Origin of the sequence: uncultured Aquimarina sp. (assembly GCF_947495315.1) — a bacterium.
Taxonomy (GTDB): Bacteria; Bacteroidota; Bacteroidia; order Flavobacteriales; family Flavobacteriaceae; genus Aquimarina.
The window spans coordinates 91,327-111,857 of sequence record NZ_CANLYD010000017.1 but is presented as its reverse complement, the minus strand read 5'-3'; the positions used below and the strand labels follow the sequence as shown (position 1 = coordinate 111,857).

Sequence of the window (20,531 nt, the reverse complement as noted above, 5' to 3'; positions counted from 1 at the left end):
GGATCGAAAAAGGCGTTAATACAACCTTTTTAATAAAAAAATCTTGGGAGATTAAACAAGATCCATTCTAAAGTATTGATTTCTCTATGGATATACATGGAATTGTTGATAAGATGATAAAATAGTTTATAAACTCTTATATCGTTACCATTTTACTTCTTTCGGGTATTCATTTTTAATACCATCTAGCAGTGTATAAAGTTGAATTTCTTTATACTTAGCAGCACTTGTTTTAAGGCAGGTAAATTGTACTTCATGCTATTTTATGATGTTTTTATAAATGATATAAACATCCTTTAACTATCATTATTCTTTTTATACTAAAGATTCAATAGAAAACACATCTATCTTGGATCTTCTAAAGCTTCTGGTTCTTTTCATAACGGCTACCCCATTTCTAGAACCTAGATGATTGGTATTCCCTTCTATCGTTTCTATTACATCTCCTTCAACCGCTGTTATTATACCGGTATGTGTCCAATCCAGACGCGATTTCTGAATTAGAAAAATATCACCTTGTTTTATTAAAGTTGGATCTATTCTAATTTTTTGGTACCTGGATAATAAACCTTTTTCTAAACCCGTATTACCAACGGTATCGCAACTGTAAGTTAATGGCATTAAGGTTTTAAAGTTTTTACCCAAAGCACTCGAAGCCTGATCAAGTACTGCTTGTGCAAAGCCCATACACCAGAACCAAGGTGATCCATCATGACCATCCATATAGCTTCGTACCCAAGGACCGCTATTAGATTGTCCTTGTATTTCCAACTCAAAGGGATGTTGTTTTAAATGATTTTCTGCAACTTCCACCATCAAATCTCTTAAATTATTATTGACTAATGGTTTTTCAAAAGCTTCTTTTAGATTGGATGATAATATATCAAATAGCTGTTGATCAACAGTTCCTGTTTTTGTTAGGTTATTAAATCCCTGAAAGTTTTTTACAGCTCTCTCTGTAGCCGGACCAAAATCTCCATCAATACCGGTTGCAGTTCCGCTACTAGGATTCTGCATAGAAAATAGCGTTAACCAAGATTGAATTTTCATAACATCCTTTTTGTTATTATTCGTTCCTCTTCTTTTTTGAGTGGCTTTAATAACAAGTTCTTTCTGATATGCTGTTTTTTTCATCCCATTCTGATTTAGAACCTAAATTTACTCTTATTTAACTGGTTTTCAGTGGGGTAAAAAACTAATCTTTTTAGGGGTATTTTCCTATAATCTTATTTCATTGCAAATTCAAAGTATAACTGGCATAATTACTCAATTCGATGCTAAGGAGTTGTTGAAGAACTTTTTACAGGTAATGAGATGTTTAATTTTTCCCAAGGCACAGGATCTCCTACATAAGATACATCTGGATTTGCATAAGCTGGATTTGTCATTTCCGAATCTTTTTTAAAACTATCCTGTCCTAACTTAAATATTACCCAACGCATCATGGTCCATACATTTTCATAGTACCTAAAACTAAACTTATTAGTAATATTTTTATTTCCTGTTTGTTTTATGGTATCTAATTCCTTGAAATAATCAATAGTTACATTAGTCAATATTTTATAAGGGTCGTATAGTTCTAAAACTTTCTTAATAGCATCAGTCTTAAACGCTGCATCATTTTTATCATCAAGAAGATTAAATTTTGTTTTCAATTCTCTCATCAGTTGAATGGTCTTAAGATGATTAACCCTTGTCACCTTATTTAAGGACAAGTATATCTTTTTTAGTTCTTTTGCTTTTTCATCCGCCTTATCTTTTTTACTCTTACTTAAAGTATGATAATTTTTTGGAAGAAATAATGTATTCGGAGTGGCTCTGTAATTTTTATACAGTCCTTTTTCACTAAAATCATCAATCTTTTTTATATCGAAAGCAGTAAAAGTTGTGTAATTTGCTAAAATTACACTAGGACCGATTCCTATAGCGGTAATATCTTGATCTATCTTACTAATGAAATTATTGTTTACTGACCAACCATATTTTAAATCTCTATCAATAATCCCTAAATATACATGATTTGGTACCCACACGAAATAAAAGTCAATATTTGCTTTAGTTCTTATTAGTGATAATTCGTACGCTGTTTGCATCGCAAAAATCCCACAATCTTTGAGTGCTTGTCCGGTAATCGATTCTGGATAATCACCACTAATAATATCTTTTTTAGTATCGGGAATATTATAAAACGTATGAATAGAAAATGCTCTTAGATAGTTTTTAATATCATCAATCAGAACTTGTATAGCATCTTCTTTACTAGATTTATTGGTTATTAGATGATCATATTTTAAATTCCAAAAAAGCTTTCTATCTGATATATTATGAATGTCTGGAGTTCTACTATGTTTGGTTTTAAATAATTCAACAATAGTTTTATCTCGTTCATAAAAATCAACCAAATTGGTTATTTGATTGGTTTTTACATTCATCATATCATGTATTCTTTGCATTCTATCCTTGAAAGGATTTGGATTCAAAATTAAGTCCATAGGACTTTGACCTGTATCATAATCCGTGACTTTCATTGATTTTGTAGCATCATTAGCATCCTGATACCTAGCAATAGTTGGATCATTGCTATCCTGATCCACCTTCGCTATTATAAAATTTTGATTGTTAAATCTTAGAAGTGCCGTTTCAATTCTTTTCATCCACTTTTTAACCAACTCAATTTTTGTAGTAGCATTAGCTCCACCAGATTTTAAATCAACTTCCACATCATTTATAAAGTGATCTATTATTTTTAACATACCATGCATGGCTTCATAAAATAATCCATCTATATCAGTTCTCTTATGTAGAAAACTAGAAAAGTCTTTCTTATTAATTTCTTCTTTATTAGCTTCAATCCATAAAAAGGCAAGATTAAAAATTGAAAAGGCATTTTCTATATCTTTTGATGTAATAGCTTCATTTCCTTTTTCTATCAAATGCTTAATTGTCTTATATCCATACGTGACCCCACTATTGTAAGACGGTTTGTAGTCTTTTGCCCCATCAACCAGTATTTCACTGGCAGAGGTCACATCACCTAATCTAATAAAAGCACTGGAAGCGTATATTGCGTATTTATCGGTTATCTTAGAATTTAGAATTAATTGTTTTACTTTTTCTAAGGATGTTGTTTGCTTTGCGATATCGCCATTTACTTTATGAAACTCAGGGATAGATATTAAGGCGTCAACGACTTTTGGATACATCTTGCTTGTAAAATGCTCCATATGGTTTGCATAATAAGTGCCAATCAACTCATTACGATCCATCCATTTAATAAGCCTTTCAAACAACTCAAAACTATGATCAATCTTATTGACCGCAAAAGCTTTTTTACCTTCTTCATAAATTAATGTAGCAGATTCCTGTGAAGGTCTTCCTCTGGAAGAAGTACCAAAATATGCACTTGAATACGCATCTAATATTTTAATTGCCTCATCGGTCATATCTAATCTAAAAAGTGCTTTTGCGGCTTCTAGCCCATACATCTGGCTTAATGCTCCTGTAGCATATGAAATTATTTTAGGAGTTAAAAGTTTTGCTTCTTTGGTTCTTCCATTATCCATATGATCATGAAGTTCTGATATATATCGCTTTAAGGTATATTGTACAGATTCAAATTGTTTTTTAGGAAGCGGAGCGCGTTGTATTATTTCATTATTACTTCGTTGCTGTACCACATGTGTCAGTTCATGTGCTAATAAATGTTTCCCTTCAGAACTTTGAGGGTTATATTTTCCTTGGTTAAAGTAAACATCCGAACCATTGGTAAATGCTTTGGCATTTAATTGTTGATTCATCTGTACGGCATTCGTATCAGTATGAATCTTAACATTAGAAAAATCTGCTCCTATACCTTGATTCATTTGCAATTGTGTGGATTCATCCATATACTGCCCGCTTCCTTTACTTTGTTGAAGTGAAGATTCTAAGTTTGAAACGGAACTACTTTCGTCCCTATACCCTTTCATTTGCAATATTTCCTCTTCTTCATCTTCCTGTTTCCGAACAATTGGAGTAATGGCAGTCTCTAAAGATTTAATTTGTAACTCTTCTTCTTCGCAAGCTTCACATTTTCGTTGAACAGAAGGTATTTGAGTTACAGGCATTCTCATCACGTGATCGGCCACCTGATCGGCTTCTTGTTCAAACCTATCATTAGGATGACCAATTTTGAGTTTGGGTTGGATGATATCTTTATGTCCTGAATTAAACATATTCCTAACTTTTATTCAACCATAATTTTTTTCGAATCAATTTTCTAAAATCAACATATACCATAACACATTCTATCTTAGAGAACCAAAACTTATGCTTTTTTTCTTCATCTTCTTTATAATTCCAAATGGTATTCATCATTCTTTAGAACAACGATATTATTAATCTTGCTAAAGCTTCCAACCCTGATTGTATAGCCGATGTTAATTGTCTTATTATTCTTTGCAAAGCAACCAATCCTGCCCGTATCGCATCTACAATAAGCTCTATTAAAAGGCAGATTATCCTAATAGCAACCTGTATTAGTAATACTACAGTTTCTAAAGCAACCTGAACCAAACCCAAAATTGTATTAACACTACCAATCAATACTGGTTTTAGAAACGATGGAATCCAGCTGCTTCCTTGTATTAGAGTATTTATATCATATCTCCTTGATGTAATAAAAGCAGGTATTCCTTCATGAACAATACCTCCTGTATCACAAACAATATGCATAAGTGTATCATAAGGTGTTGACAGCCCTCCATGTCCATCATATTGATCTGGAGTACCTCTGCAACCCGCATAAGGGTGGTTTGCATCAACCAAAACACCTGAATGATCATAGACGCATTCGTTCATAGGATCACTTGGTGTAGGTGCCCTGTTTTCAAGAATTGTTCTAAATCCACAATGAAACCATGATGTTGAATTGGGGTATGGCCTCCAATCAGTTGAAGGCATCTGTGGATAATTTGAAGGGCAAGCGAGCATGCGCTGTATCATTTTACCTTGTATAGTATTATTCTGCTGCACCACGTGCGTTAACTCGTGCGCTAATAAATGTTTTCCTTCAGAACTTTGAGGATTATATTGCCCTTGGTTAAAGTAAACATCCGAACCATTGGTAAATGCTTTGGCATTTAATTGCTGATTCATATGTATGGCATTTGTATCGGTATGGATCTTAACATTAGAAAAATCTGCTCCTATACCTTGATTCATTTGCAATTGTGTAGACGCATCCATATGATATCCACCTCCTTTACTCTGCTGTAGTGATGATTCTAGGTTTGAAACAGAACTGCTTTCATCCCTATATCCTTTCATTTGAAGTATTTCTTCTTCCTCTTCTTGTTTCTGAACAATTGGAGTAATGGTATTCTCCAAAGGTTTCATTTGCACTTCTTCTTCCTCGCATTTAGCACATTTACATTGAATTGGTGGAATTTGAGTTGTAGACATTCTCATCACTTGATCAGCCACTTGATCCGCTTCTTTCTCAAACTTGTCATTTGGTTGACCGATTTTGAGTTTTGTCTGGACGATATTTCTACTTGTTAGCTCAAACATATTTTTCTATTTAAACCCCCATTTTTTCGGAAGCAATTTTCCTACATTAACACCAATCATTACTTGTTCCACCTTAGGGGCATTATCGGGAGCTGAAGGAACAATTTTTTTCATATCCATACTAGTATATGTAACTGATACTGGTGTTCCTGGGATTGGAATTGCTACACCACTTAAAGGGTCTAATAAGGATAATCTATCTTCTCTTGGCATTGCCAGCAATCCCGCTACAGTACCTCCTGCTAGGGTTACGGCACCACTAATAACGCCTACTTTACCTCCTGTCGATAGTCCATTATAGGTGTCTTCTGCATATTTTTCTGCAGTTGCTTTTATCTCATCTAGTTTAGTTTTAATGACAGGAATTCCCATAATAGCTTTTACGATATCTCCTGGACTTCCTTTTCTTGGTTTTACTGCTTTTGGTTCTGGTTTTTTGGGAGTTGTTATGGGCGGTATATTGGGGATTAGCGATGGCCTATTAGCTTGTGGCGGCAGCAATTGAGGATTATAAGCTGGCGGCAATTGAGGACCATATATCATATTAATTTTTGGAGCTTGTTGCTTAAGAAGATCTATGGATAACATTCTTCTTATTTCCATCATCTTTATTTCGAATTCAATTTTAGGATCTAATTTTAATTCAGGAATACCGAAGCTAAGATTAGGTTTATAGGATAAACTACTTCCTATTTGTGGCATTGTTAATTGATACGGATTATCTTCTTCATATTCATCTTCATCTTGTTTTTGAATCATTACATCAGTAGTTTTCTGTATAGGTTTCATTTGTAATTCATCATCACATTCATTACACTTTCTCTGAATAGAGCTTTCCCCGGATGAATTTACTTTTACTACGTTATCAATAACTTGATCAGCTTGCTTTTCAAGCAGGTCATTGGATGCCCCAACCTTTAATTTTGATTGCAGTTTCTTTTCTTTTTTTAATATTAAAGTTGGTGATGCCATTTCTTTTTTATTGAATTTTAATGATTCGATATATGTTCACGCAGGTTTATTTTTAATACTGATTATTATATATATCGATTTTTAGCTTTGCCTCAAAAAATTCTTTCAAATTATCTAGCTATGTTATACATATGAAAATAAAGTATCGGTATAATTATTACATAAAAATAGTGTCACTATCTAGAGCTTCTCCTCCTTTTATCAAAATACCTTCAGGGGATTTAATCCAAGCTTCACTCTTAGGAAAAACACAAAACGATATTAACGTATCTTCTATATCTAAGTCAAAACGAATCTGAATACAATCATCCATTAAATAGAATAATGAGCTATTGCCACTTCCTCCATGGTATACCCAGGCACGATCTCTTGCCAACAAACCAATAGATTTTTCTATTTCAGTGAGGCTTGAGTTCGTGTGTTTTTCCTCTAGGTATGTTACCCACATAGCAATTACTTTGGCAATTTCTGGAGAAATCATAGTTTTATTAATTTTGTTCGACATTCACAAATTCTTTAGTTAATTAAGATGTTGCAACCATATCGCAATCACAGCAAAATGTTAACCTAACGATTTCTCGATTTGGATTTAACGTATGTGGATACGCGTCATGAAGACTTTGTAAAGGGTCTTGAATATTGGTCACCCGTTCTCTTCTATCCATTTTTGATTCCCAAGCCTGTGGTAAAGATGAACAATCTCTACCAATCATATGAAAATCACTCTGAAATACTGTTACATTTGTACCGCGAACTCTACCTATTGGCCATCTGTACAAGAAGACAATAATCTCTCGTTCTGAAGACGAACAATATGTCGAATTAACTCCAACTCCTCTCGAGCTAACGTATGTACAACCTGTAGGTATAAAATATCTTGCTCGATTCCAATTACCATTAAACCCTGGTCCATACGATCTACCATCAGAAGCCTCTCTGCCTAAGTTAGGCCAATTAACCCATTCGGTTCGATTACATAAAGATACACCGGCGCAATTTTGACTCGTTCCTTCTGTATCGGGTATAATGGTACCTCCTGGACTCGATGTTGTTGGAAGCCTAGAAGAACTATCTCCTCTTCTTATGTCTCTGCGAGCTTGAGCATAGCACTTATCATCCTTACCCTCTAAAGTATCTCTCTGAATTTTATTATTAACATTGGGAGATCCTATATGAGCTCCCTGTTGCACAACATGAGTCAATTCGTGGGCCAACAAATGTTTTCCATCAGAACTTTTCGGATTGTATTGTCCTTTATTAAAATAGACATCATTACCATTAGTGAATGCTTTTGCTCCAAGAGACTGATTCATCTGTATCGCCCTACTATCTGTATGAATCTTTACATTCGAAAAATCTGCTCCAATTCCTTTATTCATAAAAGACTTTGTAGTATTATCCATCTTTTGTCCACTACCTTTACTCTTTGCTAAAGATTTAGAAATAGTTGAGGATGCCATTCCTCCATTTGATTGTTTTTGGACAATAGGTGAAATTGAATCACTCAAAGGCTTCATTTGCAATTCTTCTTCCTCACACTGATCACACTTACGCTGGATCGAAGTATCTTGATGAGCAGACATTTTCATAACCTGGTTTGCTACTGCATCGGCCTCCTGCTCATATACGTCATTGGGCTGACCAATAGTTAGCTTAGGTTGAATAGTATCTTTATATATTCCTTTAATCATTTCAAACGTTCTTTTCTAGTATTAATTCAATAGTGTCTGTACCAATTTCTCCAGTCCAAACCTCTCATAGCTTCTCTTTTTATTTCTCTAAAAGGTTCCATCGCCTGATCTACTACCGCCGGAACAAAATCTACAGCTGTATGTTCTGCAACGCAATATGAGTTCCAATTGCACGAACCATCTGATTCTTTAGCTTCTGCAAGACTTGAACGATCTGGACTATCTTCACAATTTCCATCAGTATCAAAACAAACATGTTCTCCTGCGGGACAGGAGAAATAAGAATCTCTTGATGGAATTTGTCTATAGCATGTTTTTCCAGGATGGGTAGACGTACTAAAAGTATCATCTCTACAATAATTTGATGATGCACTATAATAGGATTCCTCTCGACAACTTCTTTGTACCATCTCTCCAGACCCTCCTTGTTGCACCACGTGAGTCAACTCATGTGCTAATAAATGTTTTCCTTCAGAACTTTGAGGATTGTATTGTCCTTTATTAAAATAGATATCATTACCATTAGTGAATGCTTTTGCTCTAAGAGACTGATTCATCTGTATCGCATTACTATCGGTATGAATCTTTACATTCGAAAAATCTGCTCCAATTCCTTTATTCATAAAAGACTTTGTAGTATTATCCATCTTTTGTCCACTACCTTTACTCTTTGCCAAAGATTTAGAAATAGTTGAGGATCCCATTCCTCCATTCGATTGTTTTTGAACAATAGGTGAAATTGAATTACTCAAAGGCTTCATTTGCAATTCTTCTTCCTCACACTGATCACACTTACGCTGGATCAAAGTATCTTGATGAGTAGACATTTTCATAACCTGATTTGCTACTGCATCGGCTTCCTGTTCGTATACGTCATTGGGTTGACCAATAGTTAGCTTTGTCTGTACAATCGGCGTATTATTTTCAACTGAAGATCTTGTAAAAACCATGACTTTTCTTTTTGTTATATACTTATATTGTTCTACCGTTTTTATGATATTCTCTTTTTATACCTTGCAAAATATCTCCCATCATAATTTCATTACTTGCTTTGTCTAATGTCATTAAGGATGCATATTGAACTGCATTAATAATAGAGCCACCAGCTAATTCATATGTATAGGCAAGTTCACATAGATCCACTTTTTTTTCTAACTTACATTTTTCTGAAAAGGCCTTCTGCCATAAATCATGTCTTTCTTTTGCTGAAGGAACTGGAAAACGAACCACCGTCTGAAACCTTCTTAAAAAAGCATCATCAATATTACTTTTAAGATTGGATGCTAAAATGACCAATCCATCATATTCTTCAATTCTCTGTAATAAATAAGATACTTGTTGATTAGCGTATCTATCATGAGCATCTTTTGTTGCTGTTCTTTTACCAAAAAGCGCATCTGCTTCATCAAAAAATAAAATCCAATTTTTACTTTCTGCTTTATCGAAAACTTTAGCTAAGTTTTTTTCGGTTTCTCCGATAAACTTAGAAACCGTCTGAGATAAATCGATTCTATAAACGTCAAAACCCAATTTCTTTCCCAATAAACTAGCGGTTAGAGTTTTTCCGGTTCCCGGAGGTCCATAAAAAAGTGTTTTATAACCAGGTTTTAATTTCCTTTTCATATTCCAATCCATCATCAATTGATGATGGTGTTTTAACCATATTTCAATTTCTTTAAGTTGAAATAGTGTTTTTTGCTCTAGTATCAGATCATCCCATTTCATATTTGTTTCTAAAAGTCTTGCCGGAAATTCACTACTAAAAATGGGTTTTTTAACTTCTCCAGTTGTAATCAGATCCAACACTTCTTGTGATATGCATAGTTGTCCATTTAAAAAACTTACTTGATTAGAAACTTCTGTTAACCATACTATTTGCTTTTTTGCAAATGGATGATCTCCTTCAAAAGGTTTTATTAAGGCAAATCTTCTTGCTAAATCATTGGCCGCCAAAATGAACATTACGGTTTCTCCAGTAGGTAAAAAACCTGAATGTTGCTCACTGATTTTCCCTCCAAATTCTGTATACAACTGATTTGTCGTCTTATTCTTTTGGATAAACACATCTAAGAGTTCAGGTTTTATGTAAGGAACAGCAGAAAGAATAATAATAAAACGTTCGACAAAATCAAATTCATGATCCCTAATTAACTGAGCGTATCCAGATGTACTCTCTGATATATCTGGAGGAATAATATCAAAAACATCTTTCACTGAAACCTTCTCATTAGCATTAAGAGCGGATCGGACCTTCAGGATTTGCTTTAACCAATTCAGTTCATTAGTTATATCAATTGCGTTTATACTTATTTTTTCTGTTACCATTCTGTATGAATCATATAATTGTTCCAGGGTAATTTAATTACCGAAATAGCCCACGTTAACCTGTCCAGTAAAATATCAAATGCTTTTCTTTCTATTTTCAACATCCATCCATTATCATTTTTCATTAACAAACCTTCTCGCATTAAGAAAGTCTTTCTTAGACTGTCTGGACTTGTCTTTTTTAATGCTGACCAATTATTAATGAGGGCTTTTAATAAGTTATCGCATTCCTCTTTCTCTATGCCACTTAGCTCCATTTTTTCGGGAACAAAATCGATTATTTCTACACCGCATAAAAGCTTATTAAGTACCCATTCAGTTTCATTACTTTCCTCTGTCTGAAAAACTAAATAATGTAATAAATGGATTGCTTTGGCGGTTTTCTGATCATCCAGAAATGTTTTTTCCTGCATAAGATCAAGTCCCGTAAAAAATGATTGTAGGTATGGCCAAACCAAAACTAGTCCTGCATTTTTAATGACTATACTTTCACCAATCTCTAAACTTTGTTTTAAACTTATCTCTTTTGATTTTATCTTTTCTTCAGAAGTACTTATATTGCTTTTTATGTTTACTATTTTTTGAGCATTCTTTTCTTTTCTTAAATTTTCTACAAACAAAAGTTCATCTTTATTAAATTTATTCAGCTTTTCCCATTCTATATTTTTAAAAAGAGCTTGTATTTTCTGATAATACTTTTTTGGCAATACTTCAATCAGGTATGTTGTTTTTTCTAAAAAAATAACAGATGATGAATCATTAGAATAAACTGAATCAACCAATTGTCTTATCATTTTATCATACACTTTATTTTTTGGTTTGCATATTTCTAAAAGAGGCTTAATATTGGCAGAAATTGATCTATTTTTAATAGGAACATTTGCAATACTATTTAGGGTACTCAATATCTTTTTCAAAAGAACAAACTCGGTCAAAACATTCTTTTTCTCATAACTCAATTTTTCCATAAGAAAGGAATGCAATTTTTCTTCTTCAAAAAAATGAATAGCTCTGGTTATACTAATTGCATTACTAAAAACCTGAACAAGTTCATAAGAGGTATTAATTTTTTTATTAGAAAATTCTGATTTCAGTTTTATAAAATTACCATCGTAATACCAAGGAATCAAACCTGTACGCAAATATTCTAACAGAGCATTTTCTTTATTCTCATGATCTTTTATTCTTTTAACGGAACCATTAGATCGAACAATTTCATCTCTGACTTCTTTATAAAGGGCTTCTTTTATAGATTTCCTAACAGCTTTTGGAAAATCCAAAGCTAACCTATCATATCTTAAACGACCAATATCTATAACTAAAGAATCAATTTTAACTACTCTATCAGCAGGGATCATCTCGTTACATATTTCCTCTAAAATACCCTCTATATTGCGTTTATAAATTTCGGAAACGACATGAGATGTGTCTTCCTGATCTTTTAAATTAGAAATGGTAAGATCAAGAACCTGTTGTTTAATAATATGTTTGGTGGTATCTATCAATTATTATATTTTAAAATTGTTTCTAATAGTATTGGTAATCTTATTACCCATTAATTTATCCTTAGTTGTAAACCATTTTTTCATTTCACCTTTCATCCCTACATTATTGGATTTAATCAACTTAGCTGTTTCACTTAACGTCTTTTTACTTATGGTACTTAACCCTTTAGGTTCTGTAAGAATCAATCGATCTAAATAGGCGGTAGTCATTGTTTTAAGACCTTCTGTTTTATTTTTTTTAGATGCCCCGGTTGCTACCTTTATTTCTGCCAATAAATTATCTCTGGTCTTAGAGAAAACTGTATTCATTTCATTAACAGTGAGACTACTATCTTTAGAGAACATAGAAAGTGCTTCCTCTACTTTAATTAAAGAAGATCGACGATCTCCTTCTTTCTCTATTAGTTCTTTTATCTTTTCTCTATTAGCAAGATCAGTTGTTCTAAAATCATTTACTAAGGCAATAGTACTATCAGCATTAACATCTGCCTCAATAACATTAATAAAATCTGTAAAAATTGGTGTAAAGATTATAATAGGAACTAGCTCTACAGTAACAAATGGAATATTATTATTAATAGTTACCGGAATTGTCTTAGGAAAATATCCATTAGCAAAAACGGTAATATCATGTATTCCATTCGGAAGAATATTAGATAAAGTAGTAATTGTAAAGTCACCGCTGTCTACAGAGGATGTTTTAAGATCCGGAAATTTATCAAATGCCACTGTAGCCTCCGAAATTCCTATTAAAACACCATCTGATCTTGTAATAACTCTTCCTGTTACTCCAACTTTTATTCCTTGCGTTCTAATTTCTATTATCGGAACTAAAATTGTGATCACAGATGAGTCAATTACTTCACCTGTTTGTTGGTGAATAATTTCATAAGTAAATTCGTCTATTAGATAAGCATCTTCAGAATTGTTTGCTACGGCTGCAACCTTATTTACATCAACAACATAATTTAAATATTGAATGTTCACATTTACATTTAAATCAGAGGGAGTATATTCTATGGATGCATCACCATATTTGGCTGAAGATGTAAGATTTGCTTTGTACCGATCTACTTCATACACCTCATGAAACAATTTTTCTTTTACAATATCATATTCAAAAAACACTATACCATTAGTAGGGTCAGTATCAACTTGTCTTATTGGCACTGTTTCGATAATAGGAGGAGCAAAAGGATCTAATTGCGCAGGTTGACTATCTATCTGATCGCAAGGAGAACAACACAGATATGGTAGTTGAAAATCGCCCAACACCTTACCTAAATTTTCTTTATCTATCTGATCAATTTGTCTTATAACATCACTACTAACTTCCTGCTCTTCTAGATATGCTACAATTTTGGGAAGTATAGACTTTCTATACTCATCCGAAAATTCTGTTTGATATAGCAATATATATGTCTGCCCTGGAGGAGTTCCCGCTTTATGTACAGTACCAGGATTTTGTTTTACGAAATTTGAAAACTCGTTTGACTCATTATACGTATCAATTTTAACTTTTAGTGTATTATATAAAATACGAATATCTATATATGGAAAAATTGCAAGATTTCTTATAAGTCCATGTAACTGACAAAACAATAAAAAATATGTGTTTAATTGAACATTTACTTGGCCTCTTTGATATCTTGTACTTAATAACTTTAGTATTTCTACATATATATTTAAAGGGCATTTATACAGTTCGAGCCATTTTTCAAAATCAAATGTTTTAAAGTCCTCTGGTGTATTTTCTCGCAATTGAATCATACAATTTTCTAGTTCCTGAAAAAGACCTGAAATCGTTTGTCTTCCAACTGCTAACGAAACCTGGTTTAGGTTTTCAGACACCCTATTTATGTTTTCTCGCTTATTCAAAGAAGAGGTTTTATGCAATACTTCTTCGACTACCATTGACCAATTATCTCTATTGATTTTTGTGCTAAAATTTTTAATTTTATTCAAATCATCATTTGAGAAAGCCGCTCTTCTTGCTTGATTTGTTTCGAAAGAATCATTAACTGCTACAAGATTATCGCCATTGGTTGCTGCAAATCTGGAAATATCAGTTAGTTTAGATAAACCAACCAGACAATAAATAAATTTATTTCTCCAGATTTCATAAATAGGTTGTAAATCATTGTAAATACAGTTTGGTCTAATTTTATGATCTTCTTCTAATACATCTCCAATATGAACTACTCGTACATCGTAAGACAAGTTTTTGAGTCTTTTTATTTTTTGAACAAAACTGTACGCATCACCCATATCTTTACCTAAAAGACCTTCAATTCTTAAAAAATTAAATTGATCTATATCAAAATCTAAAGGTGTGGTCAATGGAGTAATACGAAACTCCTTACTATTGTTGTTATCATAAGAAATATTGAGAGCATTGTTCTCTTTGTCTTCTATCTGACACTGTTTATAGTTCCTTTCATAACTCCATTCTAACTCAAGGTTTTCTAATTTCTCAAACTTACTTTTGCTTTTAGAATTATAATAAAATGGTATGCTTCTTAATGACAATTTTGATTTCTTTTCACAACTTGGTGTGACCTTCATTTCCAATTTTTCTGCATTTGCCAGTTTCTCGAAAGAGAATTTCTCTAACATTAATACTATTCTTTTGTGTAATGAAATTGTTTTGGCTAGTAAATAATTTTGATGATTATAAATCGGAGGCTGGGTAAAAGTATGCCTGTATATATCTATTTCACATTTATCTCTTTGCTCTGCAATTGCTTTACCTAACATTAAATGACGAGGAAACCTTGTCATATCCGGACAACATTGTAGCATCAAATCATATGCGCAATCTTTAAATTCTTTATACGCTAAAATGAGATCCTTGAAAAAGTCATATAAATATTGTATTCCCCTCCAGGCAGGTTTAAAACCTCCATCAAAATACTCTCCAAACATTTTATAAGCATCTTGTATTATGGGTGATTCAAATGGGTTGCCATCATAAATATCTTTTAAAATTGGCTCATAAACCACATAGGTTTCATTTAATAGTTTTCCCAATTCCGGGCCAATTTCATCTATAGCTTTTGCGTAGGAATTGGCAAGCGGCAAATAATGTAAAGTACTTATGTTATCAAAAAAAACTCTGGGTATGCTTATATCTTTGAGGTTATATTTTTTAATAAATAAGTCATCTTGTCTCCCTCCATTTGAACGCTTGTTTACTTTCTCAAGATCCGTAACATTTATCAATAACTTTCTTAAAGTAAATATCCTATCCACACCCAATTCGTCACAACTCTTTCCTAAACATGATTTTAGGTCTTTATCCAGGCATTCCAGAAATAACAGAACTACTTTATCGTTTAAAAATTCCTCTGTAAGAGGTGTTATTATATCTTCTTCATCCGTTTGGGCATTCGCTGTAAGCAATTCATGAAGCTCAATATCCTGCACAAATAATTCATCCTGAAATGGCGTATATACTATATTATTAGGTAACGTATATGGACGATATTGAACAGTGGTACACGATCTTGCTTCTGGACATAGTTTTATTAAAAAACCTTCGGAACTAATACCAATTCCTTCTTTAATAATGATAGCTGTACCTTCTCCTGTACTTACTTCTAGCTCCAGTCCGCAGGCGATTCCCATACCTATTAAGCAAGAACGAGTAAGTCTTGTTTGCTCATCAAGATATTTATTTAATTGATTGAGCTGCCCACTGGTGAGTACCTGGTTGTCTTCGAAAATTGGATAGTTGTTTATTAGAATACTCATGATTTTATTTTTAGGTTCCTAAGACGGAATTATTTAATATAATGGCACTTTCTAGCGATTCATCTTCATCACAACTGTGTAAAGTACCGGTTGGGTATACATTTCTACTAGCTGTTAACGCTTGTATAAATTCACTTAATGCTATAGATAAATTAGGTTTGTTCCATATGGGTTTGTTGATTTCAAAAAGCCATGCTTTATATTTTTGTTCAAAAGTTTCCATTTGTTCGCAATTGATCCAACATATATTAAGCATCACATGAGCTGGAGCTTCGAGTCTGATTGTCTTCTCTATAAATTTTCTAAAATCTAGATTTATAAAACGATCAGCCCAGTAAGGTAAAATAACTGTAGCAATACAAGAATAGACATCACTTAACTGGCATGATTTGCAATCTTGATCTAAATAAACAGGTAATAATTCATCCTGTACCCATTGTAACTTAGACATCAATCTTATATCCTGATTAAGATCAATTTCCTTAATCGTCTTAACAATAAAAATCCCGTCGTTTTCTTTGTTTTCCGGATTTTTAACTATCACTTCATCTCCTTCTTTGATTACTAATACTTGTGTATCACTAACTGTTATTGTATTTGTAACAGGTTTGATTTTCACAACGTCTGTTTGGCTTTTATACCTTACGGATCCATTATCGAATGGAGGATTCGGTAAATTGAACTTCAAATCTTCATTTAAGTGAATTCTCGATTTTCCTGCTTGTGTTGTTATCTTTTTAATTGTAAACTCTTGGCCGTTATAAGGTCCTTCTTCGATATAGATAATATTCCCACTGATTTCTGCTTTTATATTGTCAGAAACCAATATGGTATTGTTAGTAGCATTAGCACTTTGAATCTCGGTTCGTTTAGGAAAAACTAACTGAGCAGAACTTCCTCCTAAAGACACCAAATGTTTTGATTCTAAATCAACAAACAGCTCTTCATTAATCCTTGGTCTAAGTAAGGTATGTTCTATTAAATGCATACCTTCTTTTTTAATGAACTTATCTTGTACAAAATCAATTAATTGCTGAATGGCTTTTTCATCTTCTCCTGCTTTTACAGTTAATACAGTAAGATTAATAGCTACCATATCGAAAACGTGTTGATCTACAATTTCTCCATCTATTTCATCTGTTGGAATAGGTTCCCAAAATTTTAATATTGTTTTCCCTCCATCATTATCAATACTCCTTATAGTATATAAACCATCATTACTTGTAGAATTTCTTATTTCGAATACATCATTCACTAAAAAATTAGTACTAATATCCGAAGTGGCTTTTACCCATCTCTCTTCTATATTTATTTCCTGAATACTAAAAGCTTCTTCCCAAATAGCTTTCCCATCGAATATAGGAGAAGGTATATTACTAGTTAATTCGATTTCGATATTGGGACCTTTAGCTTCTGCAGTACTAATGGTATAATTTCCATCATTAGCAGAAGATTCAATTATCTGAAGTGTATTAGCACTACTGGTTTTGATTTGATCTGCCAATATTACATTGAAGTTTTCAGCCACACTACTTCCTATTACTTGTCCTTTTGAACTGCATAATTGAAAACGATATGGAGTCAGGTTTACATCCAATATATACTGACGTCTGTCTATAGCGTTATATATAATATCCCAAAACAATTTCTGGATTTTAGCTTCTCCTTTTTTAAGTACTTGTTCTTCTGTTAATGGTAATGTTTCGGTTTCTTCCAATACAATTTCTTCGGTAATTTCACCTTCCAGGATTTTGAACTCATCTGTAAACTGAAACGCTTTCGAATACATCACATACTTAAAAGTATATGTTGGTAAATCAGGAGGAACAGGCATAATATCAGCTGTTAGCTCATAGGTAAAGTAATTATTAAACGGACACGACAAATTCCTTCTATTCGATTCATGGTTATCAAAATACTCTCTTTTTAAAACTTTAATGAGTTCAAAAATTGCAGTATCCGTATCTCCTCCCGGCAGGTCTGAGTTATAATCGACTTTTGAACTAATTCCTAATATTTGGTCTTCACAAATTAATCGAAAAGAAAAATTACCTGCTTCTTCTAAAGCTATTTCATAATTACTTCTACATAAACCAGTCATTATAATACGCTCCAGTAATTCTTTTACCTCAATATCACTTTCTAAATTGTCCTTTTGTACTAGTAAAGGAACACTTAAGTCATCCAAGATTGTAAAACCAGCTATTGCAGGATCAATTAAAAAGTTATTACTAAAATTAAGAGCCGAAACCTCTCTTTCTTCGATTCCCGTTAAAAAAGAAACACGTTGTTCTACTCCTGAAACGTTATGGATATGCCACTGATAGCAATCTTGCAAATAATTAAATCCTTTTCCTCTTTCCGCACTTATAGCTGGATAGCGATCTAAAAACTGTAGTTTATCTTCAATAAGATCTAGTCCTGCTTTTTCTTTATCAATCTTGTGAGCAAGTATGGCATAATCAGTAAAAGTTTCTGCAAATCTACCTAACAAATGATCTAAAAACTTATTTCTTCTTTGGATATAGAGGTTTTCATCCTCTACTATTTTTTTTAGACTTACTAAATGTCCAGCCTGATCAACATATAACTCTGAACCGTTAGGAATTACATCATACAATACTTTTGAAAAGTATGTACGATCAATTTTATATTCTCCAAATTCATTTTTCTCTCCATTCATAGAGAAAAGATCTTTTACCTTATTTAATTGAGCCAATTCATTGACGATCAATTGATCAAAAAACGTAAGAAAGCCTTTTAGCTGTTTTACTTTTCCTTCTCGCTCAGCTTTTTTCAATCCTTCTAAAGAAGATAAATCTGGAATACCTGAAGAACCTACGCCATAGATATCCGGAAACTCTTCTTGCAATGAGACATAGTTTTCGATATCTTTAAACGCTCCTAATGGTGGATCAATATCCATTTTAGGATACCGAATTTTTTGTGGTCTATCGGTAGCTTCAAGTGCTTCAATTAATATATTAACCTCATCATCATCAGCTAAAAATGGCAATTGATCTTTATAGTAAGTAATCTTTGAATCACTTAGATTCAGTCTGGGAACATACTTATACTTCCAGGCTAGTTCTAAACACCATTTTACACTTTTCTCATCTATACCATCGTCATTATCTTGTGGTCTATTAGCAATTTGTATATTACGCACAGCTTTTACTCCTTCGATATCCATGATAATTCTGATCAAATCAGAAACATGAATAACTTTAGTTAGTTGAGCAGCTTCGAGCTCTTTCTCATCAATAAACCCATGTTTTAATTTTGGGCCTTCAAAAACCTCATCAACTGTTTTACAGAGGTTTTCATCAATTCTTCCCACAAATAAGATAGTATCTTCAGAGAAAGTATCTGAGATGATTTCTTCATCTATATGAATATCCGTAAAAGCAGGATTAAGATCATTTTCTTTTATACAATTAACTGTATATTCTCCAGAAATAGTTTCATCACCCGAAATAGAAACAGTGTCTTCACTACCTACATCTTCTTTTAGCTTCGTATTAATGGTTATTATTTTTTCTCCCAGGCTGATCGCCTCAATTGTATATTTATTTTCGATAGCGCACTTATTCAGCATTTCATCTAACGTATAGAAATATACTGTTGGAGAAAGAAAATTGGAAATTGCATAAAAAATTGCAGCTTCAGTCTCTTCTACATCCGCTTGATTATCAAGTTCTATATCAGTACATAGAATGATATCTTCAACTTTTAATGCACTAAAACGGAAAAAATCGTCACATAAATTTCTGTTTTTATGCAATTGAGTTTTTACCTCTTCTACTATTTGATGAATGATCACAATTTTCTCAACATATTTTACAATTAACCCTTCAATAGGATCATACATAAAATTGTTTATTTGGGTGATCAGATTTGCTAAGTCCGGAACAGGTTTTGAATTGGTATCTTCTACAAGAATTACTTGTTTATCATTAGACAGGTCATAATTAAAACCATAACCATCTGCTACATTCAAAAATTTTAGAGTAACATCACTCACAGAATCACGGACTTCATCATAATTAGACCAATCAATATCATCATCCCAATTTGGAAATGTAATCTTGATAGCAATTTTCAATCCTTGTAACTCTTCTAATGCAGGGAATTCGTATAAAACGAAATCTCCTTCGATAGTATTTTCATTTAAGTCTCCATACTTCTCATTTTTATCAAACTCTAATAGTACATCATATAGCGTTTTTACATAAAACATATTTTCTTCAGAAGAATTTGGTAATGGAGAAAGACTCAATTCACTTTTCTTCTTGTTTACATAGATAGCATGTTCGGCATCTGGAGATTTATCTATCCAAGCATTCTTTACACCGTAATATTGTGTCTCCTCTTCTGTATCATCTACTATTTCTACATCCATCATAATCTCCCGAAAATCATTAAAAGTCACAGGACAAACGGGTAATATTTCGCAAGCAGTATAGAAGTTCTTAATATCATAATAATCTGGACTCCCTAGTTTCTGTGCAAGAATATCTTTTATATCGTAGTTGATTCTATATCCGATATCAGTTAGCATATAGCTTAGCACTTCTAAAATGGTAATTCCAGGATCATGTGTATTATAATCTGTCCATAATGAGCCTGCAAGTTCCTGAATACGTTGAATACCTAATTCTCGCAACGTTTCATATTGCATGCTCTTTAAAGCTGGTAATTGTTTCGATATGGTTTGTGATTCATTCATTCAAAC

11 protein-coding genes are annotated in these 20,531 nt (G+C 32.8%); all 11 read right to left on the bottom strand.

Features of this window, described 5'->3' with window-relative positions:
- Window positions 1–315: 315 nt before the first annotated feature.
- The 11 genes from Q0910_RS23675 to Q0910_RS23625 all read right to left on the bottom strand — a co-directional run bounded on the left by Q0910_RS23675 (window position 316) and on the right by Q0910_RS23625 (window position 20,525).
- Window positions 316–1,134, bottom strand: coding sequence for a peptidoglycan-binding protein (locus Q0910_RS23675; RefSeq protein WP_299222284.1), 819 nt, complete (start codon window positions 1,132–1,134; stop codon window positions 316–318).
- A gap of 143 nt (window positions 1,135–1,277) precedes the next feature.
- The gene (locus Q0910_RS23670; protein ID WP_299222282.1) at window positions 1,278–4,214 is read right to left on the bottom strand and encodes a DUF4157 domain-containing protein; all 2,937 of its coding nucleotides are present in this window, start codon (window positions 4,212–4,214) and stop codon (window positions 1,278–1,280) included.
- 145 nt (window positions 4,215–4,359) lie between these two features.
- On the bottom strand, window positions 4,360–5,550 hold the full coding sequence (locus Q0910_RS23665) for a DUF4157 domain-containing protein (protein ID WP_299222280.1): 1,191 nt from the start codon (window positions 5,548–5,550) through the stop codon (window positions 4,360–4,362).
- Window positions 5,551–5,556: 6 nt separating this feature from the next.
- Window positions 5,557–6,522, bottom strand: coding sequence for a hypothetical protein (locus Q0910_RS23660; protein ID WP_299222278.1), 966 nt, complete (start codon window positions 6,520–6,522; stop codon window positions 5,557–5,559).
- 157 nt (window positions 6,523–6,679) lie between these two features.
- The gene (locus tag Q0910_RS23655; protein WP_299222276.1) at window positions 6,680–7,027 is read right to left on the bottom strand and encodes a hypothetical protein; all 348 of its coding nucleotides are present in this window, start codon (window positions 7,025–7,027) and stop codon (window positions 6,680–6,682) included.
- A gap of 19 nt (window positions 7,028–7,046) precedes the next feature.
- Window positions 7,047–8,213, bottom strand: coding sequence for a DUF4157 domain-containing protein (locus tag Q0910_RS23650; protein WP_299222275.1), 1,167 nt, complete (start codon window positions 8,211–8,213; stop codon window positions 7,047–7,049).
- Between the two features lie 26 nt (window positions 8,214–8,239).
- Window positions 8,240–9,163, bottom strand: a complete 924-nt coding sequence (locus Q0910_RS23645; RefSeq protein WP_299222274.1) for a DUF4157 domain-containing protein — start codon at window positions 9,161–9,163, stop codon at window positions 8,240–8,242.
- A gap of 22 nt (window positions 9,164–9,185) precedes the next feature.
- Entirely contained in the window at window positions 9,186–10,538 is a 1,353-nt protein-coding gene (locus tag Q0910_RS23640) for an ATP-binding protein (protein ID WP_299222273.1), read from the bottom strand.
- The gene (locus Q0910_RS23635) at window positions 10,532–12,043 is read right to left on the bottom strand and encodes a contractile injection system tape measure protein (RefSeq protein ID WP_299222271.1); all 1,512 of its coding nucleotides are present in this window, start codon (window positions 12,041–12,043) and stop codon (window positions 10,532–10,534) included. The genes Q0910_RS23640 and Q0910_RS23635 overlap by 7 nt, the downstream gene beginning before the upstream one ends.
- A 3-nt stretch (window positions 12,044–12,046) precedes the next feature.
- Window positions 12,047–15,796, bottom strand: a complete 3,750-nt coding sequence (locus Q0910_RS23630) for a hypothetical protein (protein ID WP_299222269.1) — start codon at window positions 15,794–15,796, stop codon at window positions 12,047–12,049.
- A gap of 10 nt (window positions 15,797–15,806) precedes the next feature.
- Window positions 15,807–20,525, bottom strand: a complete 4,719-nt coding sequence (locus Q0910_RS23625; protein ID WP_299222267.1) for a hypothetical protein — start codon at window positions 20,523–20,525, stop codon at window positions 15,807–15,809.
- Between the last annotated feature and the right edge of the window lie 6 nt (window positions 20,526–20,531).

Coding starts and splice junctions, on each gene's coding strand:
- Q0910_RS23675 (WP_299222284.1), bottom strand. CDS start 1,134: ATGAAAAAAACAGCATATCAGAAAGAACTTGTTATTAAAGCCACTCAA.
- Q0910_RS23670 (WP_299222282.1), bottom strand. CDS start 4,214: ATGTTTAATTCAGGACATAAAGATATCATCCAACCCAAACTCAAAATT.
- Q0910_RS23665 (WP_299222280.1), bottom strand. CDS start 5,550: ATGTTTGAGCTAACAAGTAGAAATATCGTCCAGACAAAACTCAAAATC.
- Q0910_RS23660 (WP_299222278.1), bottom strand. CDS start 6,522: ATGGCATCACCAACTTTAATATTAAAAAAAGAAAAGAAACTGCAATCA.
- Q0910_RS23655 (WP_299222276.1), bottom strand. CDS start 7,027: ATGTCGAACAAAATTAATAAAACTATGATTTCTCCAGAAATTGCCAAA.
- Q0910_RS23650 (WP_299222275.1), bottom strand. CDS start 8,213: ATGATTAAAGGAATATATAAAGATACTATTCAACCTAAGCTAACTATT.
- Q0910_RS23645 (WP_299222274.1), bottom strand. CDS start 9,163: ATGGTTTTTACAAGATCTTCAGTTGAAAATAATACGCCGATTGTACAG.
- Q0910_RS23640 (WP_299222273.1), bottom strand. CDS start 10,538: ATGGTAACAGAAAAAATAAGTATAAACGCAATTGATATAACTAATGAA.
- Q0910_RS23630 (WP_299222269.1), bottom strand. CDS start 15,796: ATGAGTATTCTAATAAACAACTATCCAATTTTCGAAGACAACCAGGTA.
- Q0910_RS23625 (WP_299222267.1), bottom strand. CDS start 20,525: ATGAATGAATCACAAACCATATCGAAACAATTACCAGCTTTAAAGAGC.